This window comes from Streptomyces sp. NPDC041940, from assembly GCF_055589465.1.
Window position 1 is genome coordinate 120,547 of sequence record NZ_JBVJBP010000027.1, and the last position, 20,633, is coordinate 141,179.

Consider the following 20,633-nt stretch of genomic DNA (forward strand, 5'->3'; position numbering starts at 1 on the left):
ACCCATGCCCGAAGGCGACACGGTCTGGCAGACCGCGAAGCGGCTGCACGGCGCCCTCGCGGGCAAAGTGCTGACCCGCAGCGACCTGCGGGTGCCCCGGTTCGCCACGGCCGACCTCACGGGCCGTACGGTCCTCGACGTCACCCCGCGCGGCAAGCACCTCCTGACCCGGGTGGAGGGCGGCCTGACGCTCCACTCCCACCTGCGGATGGACGGCGCCTGGAAGGTCTACGCGAACGGCCGGCGCTGGAGCGGCGGCCCCGGCCACCAGATCCGCGCGATCCTCGCGAACGCCGACAGCACAGCCGTCGGCTACCGCCTCCCCGTCCTGGAACTGCTGCGCACCACCGACGAGCACCGCGCGGTGGGCCACCTCGGCCCGGACCTCCTCGGCCCGGACTGGGACCCCGACCGGGCCCTCGCCCAGGTCCTCCAGGACCCCGCCCGCCCCCTCGGCGAGGCCCTGCTCGACCAGCGCAACCTCGCCGGCATCGGCAATGTCTACAAGAGCGAGCTCTGCTTCCTGCTCGGCGTCACCCCCTGGCTCCCCGTGGGCGACCTGCCCGCCGAACGCGCCGCGAAGCTGCCCTCGCTGGCCAAGAAGCTGCTGGAGACCAACCGCGACCGCCCGGTCCGCAGCACGACGGGCCGCCGCGGCCAGGACCTCTTCGTCTACGGCCGGGCTCCCCGACCCTGTCTGCGCTGCGGTACCTCCGTCCGCGTCGCCGACCAGGGCGACGGCTCCCGCGAACGTCCCACCTACTGGTGTCCCGCCTGCCAGCCGGGCCCCGCCCCCGCCCCGTCCAGACGCGTCCGGCCCGGCCCAGGCAATTGACGATCCGTCAGTTCCGCTCGTACGGTCCCTACATGTCCGTCACGGCGTACGACCTCACCGGCCGCACCGTGTTCGTCACCGGGGCCGCGAGCGGTATCGGCCGCGCCTCGGCCCTCCTGCTCGCCGAGGCGGGCGCGACCGTGCACTGCGCGGACCTCGACACCGAGGGCCTGCACGAGACGGCGACCCTGATCAAGGACACCGGCGGCACCACCCACGCGCACCCCCTCGACGTCACCGACCGCTCGCAGCTGAGGCAGGCCATCACCTCCTGCGAACGCCTGGACGCCCTGGCCGCGATCGCCGGCATCATGCACAGCAGCCCCGTGCTGGAGACCCGGGACGAGGACCTCGACCGGGTGCTCGCCGTGAACTTCAAGGGTGTGCTGTACGCCTGCCAGGAGGCCGCCCGGCTGATGATCGCCACGGGTACCCGGGGCAGCATCGTCACCATGGCCTCGGGCGCCGTCGACACCGGCGGCCCCGGGCTGCTCTGCTACGGCGCGGCGAAGGCGGCGGTGGTCCAGCTGACGAAGACCCTCGCGACGGAGGTCGGCCGGCACGGCATCCGCGTCAACGCGGTCGCTCCGGGCTGGATCCGTACGCCGATGACCGACCGCCACGACAGCGAGGCCCAGACACGCACGGAGTCCGTCATGGCCCGTATGTCACCCCTGGGCCGGGTGGGCGAACCCGAGGACATCGCGCACGCGGTCCTGCATCTGGCGTCCGACGCCTCGGCCTTCACCACAGGCCAGATTCTCCGCCCGAACGGGGGTGTGGCGATGCCGTGGTAGCACGAGTCCCGCGTTCACCCCATGCGTGTCCCGCGATCCCCCCGCACCCCCCAGGCTCTCCGCCACCGCCCCGAACCGAGCACCCCGCTCGCCCGCCTCTTCGGCACACAGTGCACCGGCAGCACGCTCAATCCCCATCCCCCGGCCACGACCGCCGCCTCCAGCGCGCCGGCCCCCGGCACCACCGCCAGCCGGAGCACGGCCCACCACCACAGCGCCCCCAGCCCGAGCACGGCCCCGCGGACCCTCCAGCCCCGGTCCCCCCAGCGCCCTATCCCCGCCATGGCCGCCACCTCCAGCCCGACGCTATTCGGCCGCTCGGACCCGCCGGCAGGGCGCACCCGCGGCACACAGGCGCACCGCGCACCACTCGAAGCCGGGCGGCATCGCGCCCGGCCGGCTCGTCACCGGGTTCCGTCACCCGTTCTCGGCCTGGAACATCCAGTGATGCTTCTCCAGGTCGGCGGTGATCCCGATGAAGATGTCCTGGCTCACCGGGTCCGGTTCGCCGGTGGTCTCGACCCGCTCCCGCATGCGCGCGATCACCGCGCCCAGCGCCTCGACAAGCGTCCCCACGGCGGTCGTGTCATCGACCCACCCTTCCGGGGTCACGCCGATTCCACTGCCGACGGCCACCGTCGCGGCACGCCCGTCGGGCGAGACACCGAGCGCCGCGGCACGCTCCGCCACAGTGTCGGAGTACTTCCGCGCGGTGTCGACGACCTCGTCGAGCTGGAGATGCACGGAGCGGAAGCGCGGTCCCACCACATTCCAGTGGATCTGCTTCGCCACGAGGGCGAGATCCACCAGGTCGACCAGGGCGCCTTGCAGCGCCTCCGACACGGTCTTCAAGCTCGCGTCGGACAACGGGCTCTTCACGACGTACATCCGCACCTCCGTGGACTGCCCCCCGCCATCCCCTCAACGATGACCGCCGTACGCCACACCGGCAAACGCACACGAAACGGGCAACCAGCGCCGGAGCGACCGCACGCAAGCAAAAACCCCGGGCGGGCACCCCTCCGGATCTCCCGGAGAGGCCCGGCCGGGGCCTCAGCACTTCTCAGCGCCTGGTCGGCGCCGTTCGTCTCATGCCGCGTACGCGAGAACGCTCACGCGGCGACGACGTCCACCGCCTCGGCGGGCGCCTTGATGGTCACCCGTTCCGGTGGCACACCGGTCACCGAAACGGAACCCAGCATCGGACGAACCGGCGTGGGTACAGGCTCGCTGGGGGTGGCCGCAGCAGACTGGGCCAGCTCGGCGAGGGCGAGCTCGTCGCTCACTTCCCGCATGAGCTCGGACATCCGTACGTCCAGCGCGTCGCAGATGGCGGAGAGCAGCTCGGAGGAAGCCTCCTTCTGCCCCCGCTCCACCTCGGAGAGATAGCCGAGTGAGACTCGGGCGGACGAGGAGACTTCGCGCAGAGTACGGCCCTGGCGCTGGCGCTGCCGACGCAGCACGTCACCCAGCAGGCGACGGAGCAGAATCATCGGTGGCTCCCTCCTCGGACCGCGTAGCCGCATCCATTACGCCCCACCGTACCGCCTTGCGCCGCGGCCGTGCGGGGAGCGATGTCGTGTTCACTCAGGGCTGCAAACATCAAAACCCCCCGTTCCGTTCCGTATCCTGTGCCCGCTCATTCCCAGTCTGTTCGCCCGCAAGCCCCTTCAGGAGCAGTGCGAGTACGCTCCGTACACTCTCTCTACGAATTTCCTCGCGGTCGCCGTTCAACCGCAGAGCCCCCACTTTTCCGCCGCGGGCAGAACAGGAATCGAGCCCGATGGGCCCGTCCACGGGGCCTGTGAGGCTCTGGGGGCTGATGTGACCTCTGCCTCCGCAAGGAGGCCACCGGTCAAACGACTGCGCGACGGCGAGCGCCCCGACCTTCACCGTGAGTAGTCGCACCACCTCAGTGGCCGTGGAACTCACGCTTCCTTCTCCTCCAACGCGGCCTCGCGCTCGGCGATTCCCTGCCTGCGCAGCACAATGGCCTGTTTCACATAGTCGAGCCCGGTCACCACGGTCAGCACGACCGCAGCAGCCATCACCCACCACCTCAGGGTGGCCAGCCACCCCGTCAGCGCCAGCACATACATGCCCACGGCCACGCCCTGGGTGAGGGTCTTGAGCTTGCCTCCGCGGCTGGCCGGGATGACGCCGTACCGGATGACGATGAAACGCAGCAGGGTGACCCCGAGTTCCCGCCCGAGGATGATGCCGGTCACCCACCACGGCAGATCCCCGAGCGCGGACAGACAGATCAGCGCCGCCCCCATGATCGCTTTGTCGGCGATGGGGTCGGCGATCTTCCCGAAGTCCGTGACCAGGTTGTACGTGCGCGCCAGATGCCCGTCGAAGATGTCCGTGATCATGGCGATGGCGAAGGCCGCCCAGGCGAGGGCCCGCCACGCCGGGTCGTATCCGCCGTCCGCGAGCATCAGCGCCACGAAGGCCGGGACGAGGACCAGCCGGAGCATGGTCAGGAGGTTGGCGATGTTCCAGACGCTGGCCTGGTTGACGGCCGCCGCCGTCAGCTTCCCGCCCCGCGCGCTCTTCTCCTCGCCCTGGACGTCGACGCCGGCGCTGTCCGAGCCCTCACCGACGACAGCCCCGCTGCCACCCGCACCGTGCCCCGCACCGGACGTCCCGCCCTCGGCCGACCGCGCGGCCGTACGGCCGACCGCAGGCCCGGGCGCCTTCCCCGAGGCCGCGCCGGACGCGGCCCTCCTCGCGCCGGAGGCGCCTCCCGCCGCGGCTGCCGGGACACCGGTCATCTGCCCGCCTCCTCACTCCACGCAGGCGAAGCGAACGAGCCCTGCAGGGGCTCGGCCACCAGGTCGACACCCTCCGTACCGACCACCTTCGCCTCGACCATACGACCGCTGCGGAGCCCCGCGCCGCTCGTGAGCTGCACCTGGCCGTCCGTCTCGGGCGCCTGGTGCGCGGCGCGGCCGTACACGCCCTCCTCGTCGACGGACTCGACGAGCACGTGCACCGTCTGTCCGACGCGGTCCTCGGCGCGCTGCGAGACGAGTTCCTCGGCCAGCCGCGAGACCCGGGCCAGCCGCTCGGCGACCACGTCCTCGTCGAGCTTGTTCTCGTAGGTCGCCGCCTCGGTGCCCTCCTCGTCGGAGTAGCCGAAGACGCCGATGGCGTCCAGCCGCGCGCCGCCCAGGAACCGCTCCAGTTCAGCGAGGTCGGCCTCGCTCTCGCCGGGGAAGCCGACGATGAAGTTGGAGCGCACACCGGCCTCGGGCGCCTTGCTCCGGATGGTGTCGAGCAGTTCCAGGAAGCGGTCGGTGTCGCCGAAGCGGCGCATCGCGCGCAGCACACCGGGTGCGGAGTGCTGGAAGGAGAGGTCGAAGTAGGGCGCGACCTTCGGAGTGGAGGTCAGGACGTCGATCAGGCCGGGCCGCATCTCCGCGGGCTGGAGGTAGCTCACCCGGACCCGCTCGATGCCGTCGACCTCGGCCAGCTCGGGCAGCAGCGACTCCAGCAGCCGGATGTCGCCCAGGTCCTTGCCGTAGGAGGTGTTGTTCTCGGAGACCAGCATGATCTCCTTCACGCCCTGCTCGGCCAGCCAGCGCGTCTCGTTCAGCACGTCGCTCGGGCGGCGGGAGATGAAGGAGCCGCGGAAGGAGGGGATGGCGCAGAAGGAGCAGCGCCGGTCGCAGCCGGAGGCGAGCTTCACGGAAGCGACCGGGGCGCCGTCCAGACGGCGGCGCAGGGGCGCGCGGGGCCCGGAGGCCGGAGCGAGGCCTTCCGGAAGGTCGGCCGGGGCGTGCCCGGGCAGCGCGACGTCGGCGGCGGACTCCTGGCGCTGCGCAGGGCTGATCGGCAGCAGCTTGCGCCGGTCGCGCGGGGTGTGCGAGGCGTGGATGCCGCCGTTGAGGATGGTCTGGAGCCGGTCCGAGATGTCCGTGTAGTCGTCGAAACCGAGCACGCCGTCGGCCTCGGGGAGCGCCGAGGCGAGTTCCTTGCCGTACCGCTCGGCCATGCAGCCCACCGCCACCACGGCCTGGGTTCTGCCGTGTCCCTTGAGGTCGTTGGCCTCCAGGAGGGCGTCGACAGAGTCCTTCTTGGCGGCCTCGACGAAGCCGCAGGTGTTCACGACGGCGACGTCCGCGTCCTCGGCGGCTTCCACGAGCTGCCAGCCGTCCGCCTCCAAACGGCCTGCGAGCTCCTCGGAGTCCACCTCGTTACGGGCGCAGCCAAGGGTGACCAGTGCGACGGTACGGCGTTCAGGCATGGGCTCAAGAGTACTTCGTCCCACTGACACCCCACGTCGACGGGGTTGGCCGATCCCGGCCAACCCCGTACGTCGGACACCCCTTGGGCGAGGTCACCCGGCCTCGGGGTCGCCCTTCGTGTACGTGAGACGTTCCACAGAGCCGGGCTGGAAATCGTCCTCGATCTTCTTGCCGTTGACGAACAGGTCGATCGCGCCGGCGTCCCCGAGGACGAGGTGCACCTTCGAGCTGTCCTGGAAGGTCTTGGAATCGCCCTGCTTGAGGACACCGTCGAAGATCATCCGGCCGTTGTGGTCCTTGGCGGCGATCCAGCTGCGGCCGTCGGCGGCGGCCACCCGGACCGTCACCTTGTCCTGAGGCGCGGCCGCGATGGCACTGTCGGAGGGTTCGGGCTTGGGTTCGGCGGGCTTCTTGGACTTGGTGGTCGGGGAGACGGACGCACCGGGCGTGGAGCCCTCGGCCACATTGGCCTCGCCGGCGCTGTCGTCGCCGCCCTGGAACATGGTGAACCCGACGAAGCCGATCACGACGACGATCGCGGCCACCATGGCCGCGGTCCAGTTGGGCCCCCGCCGCTCCGGACGGATACGTTCCGCCTCGAACAGGGGAGCTGCCGGGGTCGGTGCCGGACGTCCGCCGTGCGTGTCGCCGTACTGGGCGAGCAGCGGCGCCGGGTCGAGGTGGACGGCCTTGGCCAGGGTCCTGATGTGCCCGCGGGCGTAGACGTCCCCGCCGCAGGCGGTGAAGTCGTCCGCCTCGATGGCGTGCACGATGTTCATGCGGACCCGGGTGGCGCTACTGATGTCGTCGACGGTCAGTCCGGCGGCGATCCGCGCCTGCTGCAGGACACGGCCGATGGAGGGGCGGGCTTCCTCGCGGTCGTCTTCGACGCGCTCGTCTTCGAACGGACGCTCGTCTTCAGGGGAGTTGCCGATGGACACGGGGGCGCCTTTCGAGCGTGTAGCCGCCTGTGCTGGAAGTTCAGTCTAGGGGGGGTATGAAAGGGTGGGGCAACCGGGCGGTGTCAGTTTGTACGCCATCGGAATGGCCCGACATTCCGATGGTGGGGTCGGTGCTTTTCGCCTCCCTCAACTTGACGTACGCCGGAGGGAAACGGTTGCTCAATGATCCCTAACGGGTGAGTCACGATCCGGACACCCGATCGGCGGTCACGCCCCGCGAGGCGCCCACCGCTTCCCTACCCTTCAGACTCCCCCCGGATCAGCGCGAGCACGCCATCCAGCTCATCAGGCTTCACAAGAACGTCACGTGCCTTGGAGCCCTCGCTCGGTCCGACGATGTTCCGGGACTCCATGAGGTCCATCAGCCGTCCGGCCTTGGCGAAACCGACGCGCAGTTTGCGCTGGAGCATGGACGTCGACCCGAACTGCGTGGAGACGACCAGTTCGGCGGCCTGGCACAGCAGGTCGAGGTCGTCGCCGATGTCCTCGTCGATCTCCTTCTTCTGCTTGGTGCCGACGGTGACGTCGTCCCGGAAGACGGGCGCCATCTGGTCCTTGCAGTGCTGGACGACGCCCGCGATCTCCTCCTCGGTCACGAAGGCGCCCTGCATACGGGTCGGCTTGCTGGCTCCCATGGGCAGGAACAGCCCGTCGCCCTTGCCGATGAGCTTCTCGGCGCCCGCCTGGTCGAGGATGACGCGCGAGTCGGCCAGCGAGGAGGTGGCGAAGGCGAGCCGCGACGGCACGTTCGCCTTGATCAGACCGGTGACGACGTCGACCGACGGCCGCTGCGTGGCGAGCACCAGGTGGATGCCGGCCGCGCGCGCGAGCTGGGTGATGCGCACGATCGCGTCCTCGACGTCCCGCGGCGCGACCATCATCAGGTCGGCGAGCTCGTCGACGATGACCAGCAGATAGGGGTACGGCTGGAGCTCCCGTTCACTGCCCTCGGGCGGCTTGACCTTGCCCTCGCGCACGGCCCGGTTGAAGTCGTCGATGTGCCGGTATCCGTAGGCCGCCAGGTCGTCGTAGCGCAGATCCATCTCGCGTACGACCCACTGGAGCGCCTCGGCGGCCCGCTTGGGGTTGGTGATGATCGGCGTGATCAGGTGCGGGATGCCCTCGTAGGCGGTCAGCTCGACCCGCTTGGGGTCGACGAGGATCATCCGCACGTCCTCGGGGGTCGCCCGCATCATGACCGAGGTGATCAGGCAGTTGATGCAGGACGACTTGCCGGAGCCGGTGGCGCCGGCGACCAGCATGTGCGGCATCTTCGCCAGCGAGTGCATGACGAAGCCGCCCTCGACGTCCTTGCCGAAGGCGACCAGCATCGGGTCGTCGTCCTCCGCGGACTCCGCCAGACGGAGGACGTCACCGAGGTTGACCATCTCCCGGTCGGTGTTCGGGATCTCGATGCCGACCGCGGACTTGCCGGGGATCGGGCTGATGATCCGCACGTCCGGGGAGGCGACGGCGTAGGCGATGTTCTTGGTCAGCGCGGTGATGCGCTCGACCTTGACCGCGGGGCCGAGCTCCACCTCGTAGCGCGTGACCGTCGGCCCGCGGGTGAAGCCGGTGACACTGGCGTCCACCTTGAACTCGGTGAAGACGGTGGTCAGGGACTCGACGATGGCGTCGTTGGCGGCGCTGCGGGCCTTGCCCGGGCCGCCGCGCTCCAGCAGGTCGAGCGACGGCAGGGAGTACGTGATGTCGCCGGAGAGCTGGAGTTGCTCCGCGCGCGGGGGCAGGTCGCGGGGCTCGGAGGGCGGGGCCTTGGTGAGGTCGCGGACGCCCGCCTTCGGCTTCTCCTGCTCGGGCTCGTCCTGCTTGCGCTTGTCCTGCTTGGGCTTGGCCCTGTCCTGCTGGGGGCGGGCGGCCGGGACGGGCGTCGGCGTGGTCGCCTCGCGGTCCCCCACCCGCACGCCCTGGGTGAGGTCGGCGACGATCGGCGAGGGCGGCATCCCGTGCATGACGGCACCGTCGAGCGCGGCGGCGGCCGCGGCGGCGACATCCACGGCGTCCATGGGCCGGTCCATGTCGGGCTGCGGCACGGCGGACCGCCGGGGACGGCCGCGGCGCCGGGAGAGGGCCTCCTGCTCGGCGCTGTCGGGGTCGTACTCCGCGGGCGCCGGCGTGCGCCTGCCGCGCGGCCGGGCGGGCAGCGCCTCCCGCCACTGCTCCTCGTAGCGCTCGTCGTCCTCGCCGAACTCGTCCTCGGCCGGGTCGCGGACGATCCCGAGCCGCACCCCGAGCAGCCGCAGCCGCTGCGGAATGGCGTTGACGGGAGTGGCCGTGACGACGAGCAGCCCGAAGACCGTCAGCAGTACGAGCAGCGGTACGGCGAGCACATGGCCCATGGCGTACGACAGCGGCGTCGCCATGGCCCAGCCGATGAGCCCGCCGGCGTCCCTTATGGCCTGCATGCCGGCGCCGCGCGCGGGCGAGCCGCAGGCGATGTGGATCTGGCCGAGCACGCCGATGACGAGCGCGGACAGGCCGATGACGATGCGTCCGTTGGCCTCGGGCTTCTCCGGGTGGCGGATGAACCGCACGGCGATGACGGCGAGCAGTATCGGCACGAGCAGGTCGAGCCTGCCGAAGGCGCCGGTCACCAGGATCTCGACCAGATCGCCCACGGGACCCTTCAGGTCGGCCCAGGTGCCCGCGGCGACGATCAGCGCGATGCCGAGCAGCAGCAGCGCGACACCGTCCTTGCGGTGCGCCGGGTCGAGGTTCTTGGCGCCCTGCCCTATGCCGCGGAACACGGCGCCGACGGCATGCGCGACGCCGAGCCACACCGCGCGCACGAGCCGGTAGATGCCTCCGGTCGGGCTGGGTGCCGGTTGGGGCGCGGGCTTCTTCGCCGCGGCCTTCCTGGCGGGCGCCTTCTTCGCGGGAGCCTTTTTGGCAGCGGCCTTCTTCGCCGGAGCCTTCGCTGAAGCGGCCGCCTTCTTCGCGGGCGGCTTCTTGGCTGCGGAGGAACGTGAGGCCATGGGTGTGAGGTTACCGGTGGAGACGGCAGGGGACACGTGTGCCTACGGCTTCACCCGTTCGTGTCGCTCCGGGAGGGGCGCGAAACTGACGCGTGTTCATGGACGGGCAACCACGCCCGCCCGCGCGTCAGTTCTGCGAGGGCACCGAAGACGGGCTCCCGGTGCCCGGCTCCAGCGCGTCCAGCGCCCGCCGCAAACCCGTGAGCTTGCGCTCCAGATGAGCCGCTGTGGCCACCGCGGCCGCGTCCGTCGACTCGTCGTTCAGCTGCTTGGTCAGCGCCTCGGCCTGCTCCTCGACGGCCGCGAGCCGTGCGGAGAGCTCCGCGAGCAGCCCTGCCGACTCCTTGGCCTCGCCGCCCGCGCTCTTGTCGCCGCCCTCCAACTGGAGCCGCAGCAGCGACGCCTGTTCACGCAGCTGGCAGTTCTTCATGTACAGCTCGACGAAGACGGAGACCTTCGCGCGCAGCACCCACGGGTCGAACGGCTTGGAGATGTAGTCGACCGCGCCCGCCGCGTAACCCCGGAAGGTGTGGTGCGGGCCGTGGTTGATCGCCGTGAGGAAGATGATCGGGATGTCCCGGGTCCGCTCACGCCGCTTGATGTGCGCCGCTGTCTCGAAGCCGTCCATACCCGGCATCTGGACGTCCAGCAGAATGACCGCGAAGTCGTCCGTGAGCAGCGCTTTGAGTGCTTCCTCCCCGGACGATGCCCGCACCAGCGTCTGATCGAGCGCAGAGAGGATCGCCTCAAGCGCCAGCAGATTCTCCGGCCGGTCATCGACCAGGAGGATCTTGGCCTTCTGCACCATGGCCCGCCCTCCTCGCCCCGGCGTGGGGCCTCCCCTGTCCGCAGGACCTGAGGACGCACCGGTCGGTGCCGCCCCAGGGGACGACTCCCTTACGTCGCCCGTCCTTGTGCCGGTCATCGTAGCCGCACCCTGCCTGTCGCCACACCCTGTCACCGTGATGTCACTGTGCACGTAGCGGAAACGCAGCAGGAGACCAGAAGGTTCCCCAGATCTTGTACTTCTACACGACTATGCGCACATCGAGTCGGCAACTGCGCGTGAACACCGAACCTTCCCCGCACGGTTGCGCGACGACCCGATGTTCCCCTCATTCCCCTCGCATCCACTGATCCATCACCGCTAGCAGGTGATCCGGGTCGACCGGCTTCGTGACGTAGTCGGAGGCACCCGACTCGATCGCCTTCTCCCGGTCGCCCTTCATCGCCTTCGCCGTCAGCGCGATGATCGGCAACCCGGCGAACTGCGGCATCCTGCGGATCGCCGAGGTCGTCGCGTACCCGTCCATCTCGGGCATCATGATGTCCATCAGGACGACCGCCACATCGTCGTGCTGCTCCAGCACCTCGATGCCCTCACGGCCGTTCTCGGCGTACAGCACGGACAGGCCGTGCTGCTCCAGGACACTGGTCAGGGCGAAGACGTTGCGGATGTCGTCGTCGACGATGAGGACCTTCTGGCCGCCGAACCGGATGCCGCGCTGCGGTTTCGGCGCCAGTTCCTGCTCGGAGGGCCTCCACTGCTCAGGCGGCGCGGGGCGCGCCTCCAGCTCGGGCATCCTGCGGCGCCGCCGGAACAGAGCCGCCGGTCCGTTCTGCGTGTCGCGGTACGACCTCACCTCCGCCGGGGTGTCGGCCTCCGCCTCGGACAGCTCCGACAGGTCGGACGACGACACCAGGTCACCGGCCTCCAGGGCGGGCAGCTGCTGCTGGTAGCCCTGCGGCGGCAGTTCGCTGGGATGCAGCGCCAGGTACAGCGTGAACGTCGAACCACGGCCGGTCTCGCTCTGCGCGTAAATCTCACCGCCGAGCAGCTGGGCGATCTCCCGGGAGATGGACAGCCCGAGGCCCGTACCGCCGTACTTGCGGCTGGTCGTACCGTCGGCCTGCTTGAACGCCTCGAAGATCACCCGCATCTTGCTGGAGGCGATACCGATCCCGGTGTCCGTCACGGAGAACGCGATCAGCTCGGCGTCCGGGTCGGTCAGCGACCCGGTCTCCAGCAGCTGCGCCCGGATCCGCTGCGGCACATCGTCCCGAGCCGGCCTGATGACCAGCTCCACCGACCCCGAGTCGGTGAACTTCACCGCGTTCGACAGCAGGTTGCGCAGCACCTGCAGCAGCCGCTGCTCGTCGGTGTGCAGCGTGGCGGGCAGCTCCGGCGACACCCGTACGGACAGGTCCAGGCCCTTCTCCGCGGTCAGCGGACGGAACGTGGCCTCCACGTAGTCCACGAGCTGCACGAGCGCGATACGCGTCGGGGAGACATCCATCTTGCCCGCCTCGACCTTCGACAGGTCGAGGATGTCGTTGATGAGCTGGAGCAGGTCGGAACCGGCCCCGTGGATGGTCTCGGCGAACTCGACCTGCTTCGGGGAGAGGTTCCCCTCGGCGTTGTCGGCGAGCAGCTTGGCCAGGATCAGCAGCGAGTTGAGCGGCGTACGCAGCTCGTGCGACATGTTCGCCAGGAACTCGCTCTTGTAGCGCATCGACACGGCGAGCTGCTCGGCACGCTCCTCCAGGACCTGCCGCGCCTCCTCGATCTCGGTGTTCTTCACCTCGATGTCGCGGTTCTGCTGGGCCAGCAGCTCGGCCTTCTCCTCCAGTTCGGCGTTGGACGCCTGGAGGGCCTTCTGCCGCTGCTCCAACTCCGCCGACCGCTCCCGCAGTTGCTCGGTCAGCTCCTGCGACTGCGCCAGCAGCAGCTCGGTCTTGGTGTTGACGGAGATGGTGTTGACGCTTGTCGCGATCATCTCGGCGATCTGGTTGAGGAAATCCTTCTGGATCTGCGTAAAGGGAGTGAAGGAGGCCAACTCGATGACCCCGAGCACCTTGCCCTCGAACAGCACCGGCAGCACGATCACCTGCGCGGGCGGTGCCTCACCGAGCCCCGAGGAGATCCTCAGGTAGCCGCTGGGCGCGTTCTCCACGAGGATCGTGCGCTTTTCCGTGGCGGCCGTCCCGATGAGCGCCTCACCGGGCTGGAACGACGTCGGCATGGAGCCCATCGAGTAGCCGTACGAGCCGAGCATGCGCAGCTCGTACTGGTCGTCGCTCGCGGCGTTCTTGTCCTCGCCGTCGACGAGCGGCATCGCCAGGAAGAAGGCGCCGTGCTGCGCGGACACCACCGGCGTCAGCTCGCTCATGATCAGCGAGGCCACGTCCTCCAGGTCGCGGCGGCCCTGCATCAGCGCGGAGATCCGGGCCAGGTTGCCCTTGAGCCAGTCCTGCTCCTTGTTGGCGATCGTGGTGTCGCGCAGGTTGGCGATCATCTTGTTGATGTAGTCCTGGAGCTCCTGGATCTCCCCGGACGCGTCCACGTCGATCTTCAGATTCAGGTCGCCACGGGTCACCGCGGTCGCCACGCGCGCGATGGCACGCACCTGCCGGGTCAGGTTCCCGGCCATCTCGTTCACGGACTCGGTCAGGTCGCGCCACGTCCCGTCGACGTCACGCACGCGTGCCTGCCCGCCGAGCTGCCCTTCCGTACCCACCTCGCGGGCGACCCTGGTGACCTCCTCGGCGAAGGAGGACAGCTGGTCGACCATCGTGTTGATGGTCGTCTTCAGCTCCAGGATCTCGCCGCGCGCGTCGATGTCGATCTTCTTCGTCAGGTCACCCTTGGCGATGGCCGTGGTCACCATGGCGATGTTGCGCACCTGGCCGGTCAGGTTGGACGCCATGCCGTTCACGGACTCGGTGAGGTCCTTCCACGTACCGGCCACACCCGGCACATGCGCCTGACCGCCGAGGATGCCGTCCGTGCCCACCTCACGGGCCACCTTGGTGACCTGCTCGGCGAACGAACTCAGCGTCTTCACCATCGTGTTGATGGTGTCGGCGAGCTGCGCGACCTCACCGCGCGCCTCGATGGTGACCTGCCGTGTCAGGTCACCGTTGGCGACCGCCGCCGAGACCTGGGAGATGTTCCGCACCTGCGTGGTGAGGTTCTTGGCCATCAGGTTGACGTTGTCACTCAGGTCCTTCCAGATGCCCGTGACACCCGGCACGTGCGCCTGTCCGCCCAGGATGCCCTCGGTGCCCACCTCACGGGCCACCCGGGTCACCTGCTCGGCGAAGGACGACAGCTGGTCCACCATCGTGTTGACGGTGGTGACGAGCTCGAGGATCTCGCCCTTGGCGTCGACGGTGATCTTCTTCGACAGATCGCCCCGGGCGACCGCTGTCGTGACCTCGGCGATGTTGCGCACCTGGATGGTCAGGTTGTTCGCCATGCCGTTCACGGACTGGGTGAGGTCCTTCCAGGTGCCGGAGACGCCCTGCACCTCGGCCTGACCGCCCAGGATGCCCTCCGTACCCACCTCACGGGCCACACGCGTGACCTCCTGGGCGAACGACGACAGCTGGTCCACCATCGTGTTCAGGGTGTTCTTCAGCTCCAGGATCTCCCCGCGCGCGTCCACGGTGATCTTCTGGGACAGGTCACCCCGGGCCACCGCCGTGGCCACCTGGGCGATGTTGCGCACCTGGCCGGTCAGGTTGGACGCCATGCCGTTCACGGAGTCGGTCAGGTCGCGCCACACACCGGCGACGCCGGGCACCTGCGCCTGACCGCCCAGCCGCCCGTCCGTACCCACCTCGCGAGCGACCCGGGTCACCTGGTCGGCGAAGGCCGAGAGCTGATCGACCATCGTGTTGATGGTGTTCTTCAACTCGAGGATCTCGCCGCGCGCGTCCACGTCGATCTTCTGCGACAGGTCACCGCGGGCCACGGCCGTCGTCACCTGCGCGATGTTGCGCACCTGGGAAGTGAGGTTTCCGGCCATGGAGTTGACGGAGTCGGTGAGCTCCTTCCACGTGCCGGACACGCCGTCCACCTGGGCCTGACCGCCCAGGCGGCCCTCCGTGCCCACGTCCCTGGCCATCCGGGTCACCTGGTCGGCGAAGGACGACAGCTGGTCCACCATCGTGTTCACGGTGTTCTTCAGCTTGAGCATCTCGCCGGAGACGTCGACCGTGACCTTCTGCGACAGATCGCCGTTGGCGACCGCCGTCGTCACCTGCGCGATGTTCCTCACCTGTCCGGTGAGGTTCCGGAACGCCGTGTTGACGGAGTCCGTCAGGTCCTTCCACGTCCCGGCCGCGCCCGGCACCTGTGCCTGCCCGCCGAGCTCACCCTCGACACCGACCTCCCGGGCCACGCGCGTGACCTCGGCACCGAACGCGGACAGCTGGTCCACCATCCCGTTGACGGTGTTCTTCAGCTCCAGCATCTCGCCGGCCACGTCGACGGTGACCTTCTGCGACAGATCACCGTTGGCCACGGCCGTCGTCACGGCGGCGATGTCCCTCACCTGGGTGGTCAGATTCCGGAAGACCGTGTTCACCGAATCGGTGAGGTCCTTCCACGTCCCCGCCGCACCCGGCACGTTCGCCTGCCCACCGAGCCGCCCCTCGGCCCCGACCTCGTTCGCCACACGCGTGACCTCGTCGGCGAAGATCCGCAGCGTCTCGGTCATCTGGTTGATCGTCTCGGCGAGCTGTGCGACCTCACCGCGCGCCTGCACCGTCACCTTGCGCGACAGATCACCATTGGCGACCGCCGTCGTCACCTCGGCGATCCCGCGCACCTGAGCCGTGAGGTTCCCGGCCATGGTGTTCACCGAATCGGTGAGTTCCTTCCACACTCCCGCCACCCCGGGCACCTGCGCCTGACCGCCCAGCGCGCCGTCGGTGCCCACCTCACGGGCCACCCGGGTCACCTCGGAGGAGAACGCCGAGAGCTGGTCCACCATCGTGTTGACGGTGTTCTTCAGCTCCAGCATCTCGCCGGCCACCTGGACCGTGACCTTCCGGGACAGATCACCCTTGGCGACCGCCGTCGTCACCAGCGCGATGTCCCTCACCTGGGCCGTCAGCCGGTACGCCATCGTGTTGACGGAGTCCGTGAGATCCCGCCACGAACCCGACATGCCACGCACGCGTGCCTGCCCGCCCAGCTTGCCCTCGGTGCCCACCTCACTGGCCACACGCGTGACCTCGTCGGTGAACGTCGACAGCTGGTCGACCAGGTTGTTGACCGTCCGCCCGACCTTCAGGAACTCACCGCGCAGCGGATGTCCGTTCCCGTCCGGAGCCTGCGTCCGCAACTCCATACGAGGCGACAGATCACCCTCGGCCACCGCGGACAGCACCCGGCTGACCTCGGAAACCGGCCGCACCAGGTCGTCCACCAGGGCGTTCGAGTTGTCGATCGCCGTCGACCACGATCCCTCGCAGGCCCCGGTCTCCAGCCGCTCGGTGAGCTTGCCCTCACGGCCCACCATCCGCCGCACCCGGGCCAGCTCGCCCGTCAGATGCAGATTGCGGTCGGCCACTTCGTTGAAGACGGCCGCGATCTCGGCCATCACGCCGTCCCCGGACACCGTGAGCCGCTTGCGGAAGTTCCCGTCCCGCATCGACACCAGGGCCGCCATCAGACGGTTCAGGGCCGCCGTATCCACCTCGGTGGTGCCATTGCGCGCTTTGCCCTGGTTACCCGGGGACTGTTTGCCCTGGTTGCTCGGGGACTGTCCGCCTTTCGCGCGCGTCTTTGTGCCACGCGTCGCTGCGCCAGACTCCACTGTGTCCCTCCCGCAGGGGTCGACCGTCACTGCTGTGCTCGGGTACCGCGCTCGGCGTACCAGTTACTACTGCGTATTCTCTGCCCTGCATATCAGGCTCTCGCCAGAGGGCTGCTGCCCGCCGTACGTCTTGGGCACTCAGCCTGCCCGGACCTTCACAAGAAGCTTGCCCAGTGTTTCACCCTGGCCGAACCAGGCCATAACAGTTCGGCAGCTTCGCACATCGTCCGCACACCCTCCGGACGGAAACACTGCAGACCGGCATCCGAATGGACCGCGAAGGTAAGTAACCTTGCATCCGGCTGTCCAGCCGCGCCGGTCCGTCCGGCCTGGGCGGTGGCACGAAGACGAGCGGGCATCGGAGGGGCGGCCGCACACATGACCACCGGACTGATCCCGGGGGGACAGCCCCCGGACCCCCGGCCGACGGGCAGCCTGCCGCAACAGCGGCGCGAGCCGGTCGGTCCCGCAGCCCAGCACGTCGAGAACCGGTCAAGGAGTTCTGTGATCACCGCGCGCGCGGCCGCCAGTTTCGAGCCCGTCGGGCGATCGGTCGCGAGCGCCCGCTCCTTCGTTCGCGACACTCTCCAGGGCTGGGGCTTCGCCGACATCATCGACGACGCCGTGGTTCTCACGAGCGAACTGGTGACCAACGCCGTCGTCCACGCCGGCACCTCCGCCGACCTGCTGTGTCTGCGCAGCGACGAGGGCGTGCGCATCGAGGTGGCCGACCGGTACCCCGAGCGCGAGATCCCGCTCCAGGGCACGGCCATCAACATGGGCAGCCCCGACCGCGAGGGCGGCCGCGGCCTCCAGCTCTGCGCCGCCCTCGCCGGCCGCTGGGGCGTCGAGTACACCCCCACGCACAAGACGGTCTGGTTCCAACTCGACCTGCCCGCACGCGCGGTCGGCACCCGAGCGGCCGGTCCTGCCCTCCCCGCCGACCTCCTCCCCCTCGCCGACGGCCGGGTCCGCGTGGCCGTCGTCCAGATCGACCGCACCGGCCACATCACCGCCTGGAGCGAGGACGCCGAGGAACTCTTCGGCTACCCGGCCGAGCAGGTCACCGGCAAGCCCCTGACCGACCTCGCGGCCTGGCCGCACACACCGGGCACCAGCACCGGCATCGCCGAGGCACTCCAACTCTCCCGCTGGGAGGGCAGTTACGGTATCCGCGCCGTCACCGGCCGCGTCACCCCCGTCTACGCCTCCCACCTGCGCGTCCGTGACACCGACGGCGAACCGTCAACCGTGTGCCTCCTCGTGAGGGACCACGAAAGGGCCGTTCTGCAGACGCCCCTGCGCGTCCCCGCCTCCGACACCTCGACCACCTCGGAGGGCCAGAGCACCGACCCCTTCGAGGTGTTCATCGGCTCCCCCGCACCGGACGACCTCGACGGCCTCCTCCAGCGCACGGTGGAACGCGCCCGCGACATGCTCGACGGCGACTCGGCCTTCCTCCTGCTCGCCACCGACGACGAGACGGAACTGGAGGTCCGCGCCTCCACGGGCCTGCCCTCCGCCCGCCAGCGCTTCGCCCGCGTCCCCGTCGAGGCGGGCCCGGGCCGCTACGGCTCGGCCCGCATGCCGGCCGTCCACGACGACCTGACGGCGGTCCCCGGCGCGGTGCCCCTGCTGAACAGCACGGGCATGCGCTCGGTCGTCACCGTCCCGCTGAAGGTGGAGGGCCGCCTCACGGGCTCCCTCGGCGTCGCGGCCGAATCCCCCGGCAGATACTCCAACGAGGAGGCGCTGCGCCTCCAGTTCGCCGCCGACCGCATCGCACTCGCCGTCGAGTCGGCCCGCCTGGGCGAACTGGAACGCCTGCGCCGAGGCTCCCTGAGCTTCCTGGTCGAGGCGTCCGACCTGCTGGCCGGCACCCTGGACCGCGACCAGACCCTGGCCCTGATGGCCCAGATGACGGTCCCGACCCTCGCCACCTGGTGCGCCGTCTACACGATCGCCGACCAGGCCTCCGAGCCGTACCTCTCGTACGTCCTGCACGAGGACGAGGAACTCATCGACGGCATCAAGTCCCTGCTGTCGAAGGTCCCCCCGCCCGACCCGGTCCCCACCCCCGGCGCCCGTGTCTGGACGGCCCCCGGCGAAGTGGCCCACCAGGCCGCGCTGCGCAGCTCCATGCGCAGCCTCGGCCTCAGCGGCGGCCCGACCCACCAGGTCACCCCCGGCATCGGCCCGACCCTCGCCACGGCCTCCGCCGTCGGCGGCGAGACGGTCGTCCTCCCCCTGGTCGCCCGCAACCGCGTCATCGGCATGCTGACCCTCGGCAAGCCGACCGACGAACACTTCCGCCAGGAGATCCTGGAACTCGCTGAGGACCTCTCCCGCCGAGCCGCCCTGGCCCTGGACAACGCCCGCCTCTACTCGGAGCGCACGGCGATCAGCCAGTCCCTCCAGCGCAGCCTCCTGCCCCCGGAGCTCCCCGTGATCGCGGGCGTCGAGGTCGAGGTCATCTACCGCGCCGCCGGCGAGGGCAACGAGGTCGGCGGCGACTTCTACGACGTCTTCCCCATCAGCGACGGCGCCTACGGCTTCGCCATCGGCGACGTCTGCGGCACGGGCCCGAACGCGGCGGCGGTGACCGGCCTGGCCCGCCACGCCCTGCGCCTCCTGGCCCGCGAGGGCCTCAGCGGCCCGGCGGTCCTGGAACGCCTCAACTCCGCGATCCTCGACGAGGGCGCCCGCAGCCGCTTCCTCACCCTCCTCTACGGCGAGATGCGGCCCCAGGAGGACGGCAGCGCGGAACTGAAGGTCGTCTGCGCCGGCCACCCGCTCCCGCTGCGCCTGCGCCAGGACGGCTCGGTCGAACCGGCAGCCGAACCCCAGCCGCTCCTCGGCGTCATCGAGGACCTGGAGCTCTACGAGCAGACGGTCACCCTCGACCCGGGCGATGTCCTCCTGTGCGTCACGGACGGCGTCACCGAACGCCGTGAAGGCGCCCGCATGCTGGGCGACGACGGCCTCGCCGACGTCCTCACGACCTGCACGGGCCTGACGGCCGGTGCGGTCGCGGCCCGCATCATGCGCGCGGTGGAACGCTTCGCGTCGGATGCCCCGTCCGACGACATGGCGATCCTGGCCATGCGCGTCCCGGGCCTCCACAAGGACTAGGACATGCGAAAGGCCCCACCCGCGAGGGTGGGGCCTTTTCTGCTGGAGCCCCCAAGCGGAATCGAACCGCTGACCTTCTCCTTACCATGGAGACGCTCTACCGACTGAGCTATAGGGGCCTGTCGCGTTGCGGTTTCCCGCGCGGCAACGGAATAGATCATACCCCGAACAGACCCGTGCTCCCAACCACGTCAGAAGGCGGGCTGCAGCAGCCCTCCGAGGGCATTGCAGGCGGACACGATCCGCTGCATGTCCCGCTTGGTCAGCGCCGCGTCAACCGGCAGCGCGAGCGTCTCGTCAGCAGCTCGCTCCGTCTCCGGGAGGGAAACACACCGCCGGAATTCGGGCAGCCGATGCACCGGGGTCTTCACCGGCACCCGGCATTCAACTCCCTTGGCCCGCACAGCGCGCGCGAAGGCGTCCCGGTCCGGTCGCCCGTTGCCAGGAACCCGCACGACGTACTGCTGGTAGGTGTGCCCGTCACCGTCATCCGGCGTCCGCACTCCCCTCAGCTTCGCGTCGAGGTAGCCCGCACGCTCCCTGCGCTGAGCTATCTCGTCGTACGGCGCCTCGGACTCTCCCTGCTCCAGCACGAGCAGTCCGTGCCGCGCTCCCAGCGTGTGCAACCGCGCGATGTCGGCGATCCGCCCGAAGCGGTGCACGACAACCACGGCCGCGGTGCGCGGAGTTACCGCCGCTTCCACAGCGACGGCGTCGAGACAGTAGGTGACAGGATCTATGTCGGCGAACACCGGCATCGCCCCGGCCATGGCAACGGCCTCGGCGACCTCGACGTTCCCGAACGCCGGCACGACGACCTCGTCACCGAGTCCGACTCCGGCGGCCCTGAGCATTGCAGCAGTACCCATGCTTTGGATGCTGGGCGCGCAACGTGAACTTCAAGTGACGCGGAACAAAAAAGGGTTGGTCCCGTAACCGAAGTTACGGGACCAACCCATTCAATGATTGTTCGGCGGCGTCCTACTCTCCCACAGGGTCCCCCCTGCAGTACCATCGGCGCTGAAAGGCTTAGCTTCCGGGTTCGGAATGTAA

General features: G+C 69.7%; 12 protein-coding genes, 1 tRNA gene, 1 rRNA gene and 1 pseudogene. 3 read left to right on the top strand and 12 right to left on the bottom strand.

What is annotated here, in order from left to right; all coding sequences use genetic code 11:
• The first annotated feature begins 4 nt into the window (after positions 1–4).
• A complete protein-coding gene (locus tag ACZ6I3_RS34395) occupies positions 5–835 on the top strand; it encodes an Fpg/Nei family DNA glycosylase (RefSeq protein ID WP_469420067.1) in 831 nt (276 codons plus the stop codon).
• A gap of 32 nt (positions 836–867) precedes the next feature.
• Positions 868–1,632 (top strand): SDR family NAD(P)-dependent oxidoreductase, encoded by a 765-nt coding sequence (locus ACZ6I3_RS34400; RefSeq protein WP_469420069.1) that lies wholly within the window; start codon positions 868–870, stop codon positions 1,630–1,632.
• A 417-nt stretch (positions 1,633–2,049) separates the two neighbouring features.
• Here the strand turns inward: ACZ6I3_RS34400 and ACZ6I3_RS34405 are convergent, their stop codons facing one another.
• From ACZ6I3_RS34405 to ACZ6I3_RS34445, 9 genes and pseudogenes are all read right to left on the bottom strand, one after another.
• Positions 2,050–2,520: a Dps family protein gene (locus tag ACZ6I3_RS34405; RefSeq protein ID WP_215118179.1), complete on the bottom strand. Its 471-nt coding sequence runs from the start codon at positions 2,518–2,520 to the stop codon at positions 2,050–2,052.
• 224 nt (positions 2,521–2,744) lie between these two features.
• Positions 2,745–3,125, bottom strand: a complete 381-nt coding sequence (locus ACZ6I3_RS34410; protein WP_003993396.1) for a helix-turn-helix domain-containing protein — start codon at positions 3,123–3,125, stop codon at positions 2,745–2,747.
• A 109-nt stretch (positions 3,126–3,234) separates the two neighbouring features.
• Positions 3,235–3,429 (bottom strand): annotated as a pseudogene (locus ACZ6I3_RS34415) (damage-inducible protein CinA); the annotation flags it as partial.
• A 131-nt stretch (positions 3,430–3,560) separates the two neighbouring features.
• On the bottom strand, positions 3,561–4,409 hold the full coding sequence (pgsA, locus tag ACZ6I3_RS34420; RefSeq protein ID WP_469420071.1) for a CDP-diacylglycerol--glycerol-3-phosphate 3-phosphatidyltransferase: 849 nt from the start codon (positions 4,407–4,409) through the stop codon (positions 3,561–3,563).
• Positions 4,406–5,884 (bottom strand): 30S ribosomal protein S12 methylthiotransferase RimO, encoded by a 1,479-nt coding sequence (rimO, locus tag ACZ6I3_RS34425; RefSeq protein ID WP_469420073.1) that lies wholly within the window; start codon positions 5,882–5,884, stop codon positions 4,406–4,408. Before rimO ends, pgsA begins: the two co-directional genes overlap by 4 nt.
• 93 nt (positions 5,885–5,977) lie before the next feature.
• On the bottom strand, positions 5,978–6,826 hold the full coding sequence (locus ACZ6I3_RS34430; RefSeq protein WP_469420074.1) for a helix-turn-helix domain-containing protein: 849 nt from the start codon (positions 6,824–6,826) through the stop codon (positions 5,978–5,980).
• A 257-nt stretch (positions 6,827–7,083) separates the two neighbouring features.
• Complete coding sequence (locus ACZ6I3_RS34435; RefSeq protein WP_469420076.1) at positions 7,084–9,840, bottom strand: DNA translocase FtsK; 2,757 nt, start codon at positions 9,838–9,840, stop codon at positions 7,084–7,086.
• A 127-nt stretch (positions 9,841–9,967) separates the two neighbouring features.
• Complete coding sequence (locus ACZ6I3_RS34440) at positions 9,968–10,648, bottom strand: response regulator (RefSeq protein WP_469420077.1); 681 nt, start codon at positions 10,646–10,648, stop codon at positions 9,968–9,970.
• A 307-nt stretch (positions 10,649–10,955) separates the two neighbouring features.
• Positions 10,956–16,448, bottom strand: coding sequence for a HAMP domain-containing protein (locus tag ACZ6I3_RS34445; RefSeq protein ID WP_469420079.1), 5,493 nt, complete (start codon positions 16,446–16,448; stop codon positions 10,956–10,958).
• Between the two features lie 378 nt (positions 16,449–16,826).
• Here ACZ6I3_RS34445 and ACZ6I3_RS34450 point away from each other — a divergent pair, with 378 nt between their 5' ends.
• Positions 16,827–19,580 carry a SpoIIE family protein phosphatase gene (locus ACZ6I3_RS34450; RefSeq protein ID WP_469420081.1) on the top strand — a complete coding sequence of 918 codons (2,754 nt, stop codon included), beginning with the start codon at positions 16,827–16,829 and terminating at the stop codon, positions 19,578–19,580.
• 43 nt (positions 19,581–19,623) lie between these two features.
• On the opposite strand, the gene ACZ6I3_RS34455 is transcribed toward ACZ6I3_RS34450, so the two are convergent.
• The 3 genes from ACZ6I3_RS34455 to rrf all read right to left on the bottom strand — a co-directional run.
• A tRNA-Thr gene (locus tag ACZ6I3_RS34455) sits at positions 19,624–19,699 on the bottom strand.
• A 72-nt stretch (positions 19,700–19,771) separates the two neighbouring features.
• The gene (locus tag ACZ6I3_RS34460; protein ID WP_469420088.1) at positions 19,772–20,434 is read right to left on the bottom strand and encodes a DegT/DnrJ/EryC1/StrS family aminotransferase; all 663 of its coding nucleotides are present in this window, start codon (positions 20,432–20,434) and stop codon (positions 19,772–19,774) included.
• A 114-nt stretch (positions 20,435–20,548) separates the two neighbouring features.
• Positions 20,549–20,633 (bottom strand): 5S ribosomal RNA (gene rrf / locus ACZ6I3_RS34465); the annotation flags it as partial.

Coding starts and splice junctions, on each gene's coding strand:
- ACZ6I3_RS34395 (WP_469420067.1), top strand. CDS start 5: ATGCCCGAAGGCGACACGGTCTGGCAGACCGCGAAGCGGCTGCACGGC.
- ACZ6I3_RS34400 (WP_469420069.1), top strand. CDS start 868: ATGTCCGTCACGGCGTACGACCTCACCGGCCGCACCGTGTTCGTCACC.
- ACZ6I3_RS34405 (WP_215118179.1), bottom strand. CDS start 2,520: ATGTACGTCGTGAAGAGCCCGTTGTCCGACGCGAGCTTGAAGACCGTG.
- ACZ6I3_RS34410 (WP_003993396.1), bottom strand. CDS start 3,125: ATGATTCTGCTCCGTCGCCTGCTGGGTGACGTGCTGCGTCGGCAGCGC.
- pgsA (WP_469420071.1), bottom strand. CDS start 4,409: ATGACCGGTGTCCCGGCAGCCGCGGCGGGAGGCGCCTCCGGCGCGAGG.
- rimO (WP_469420073.1), bottom strand. CDS start 5,884: ATGCCTGAACGCCGTACCGTCGCACTGGTCACCCTTGGCTGCGCCCGT.
- ACZ6I3_RS34435 (WP_469420076.1), bottom strand. CDS start 9,840: ATGGCCTCACGTTCCTCCGCAGCCAAGAAGCCGCCCGCGAAGAAGGCG.
- ACZ6I3_RS34440 (WP_469420077.1), bottom strand. CDS start 10,648: ATGGTGCAGAAGGCCAAGATCCTCCTGGTCGATGACCGGCCGGAGAAT.
- ACZ6I3_RS34450 (WP_469420081.1), top strand. CDS start 16,827: ATGACCACCGGACTGATCCCGGGGGGACAGCCCCCGGACCCCCGGCCG.
- ACZ6I3_RS34460 (WP_469420088.1), bottom strand. CDS start 20,434: ATGCTCAGGGCCGCCGGAGTCGGACTCGGTGACGAGGTCGTCGTGCCG.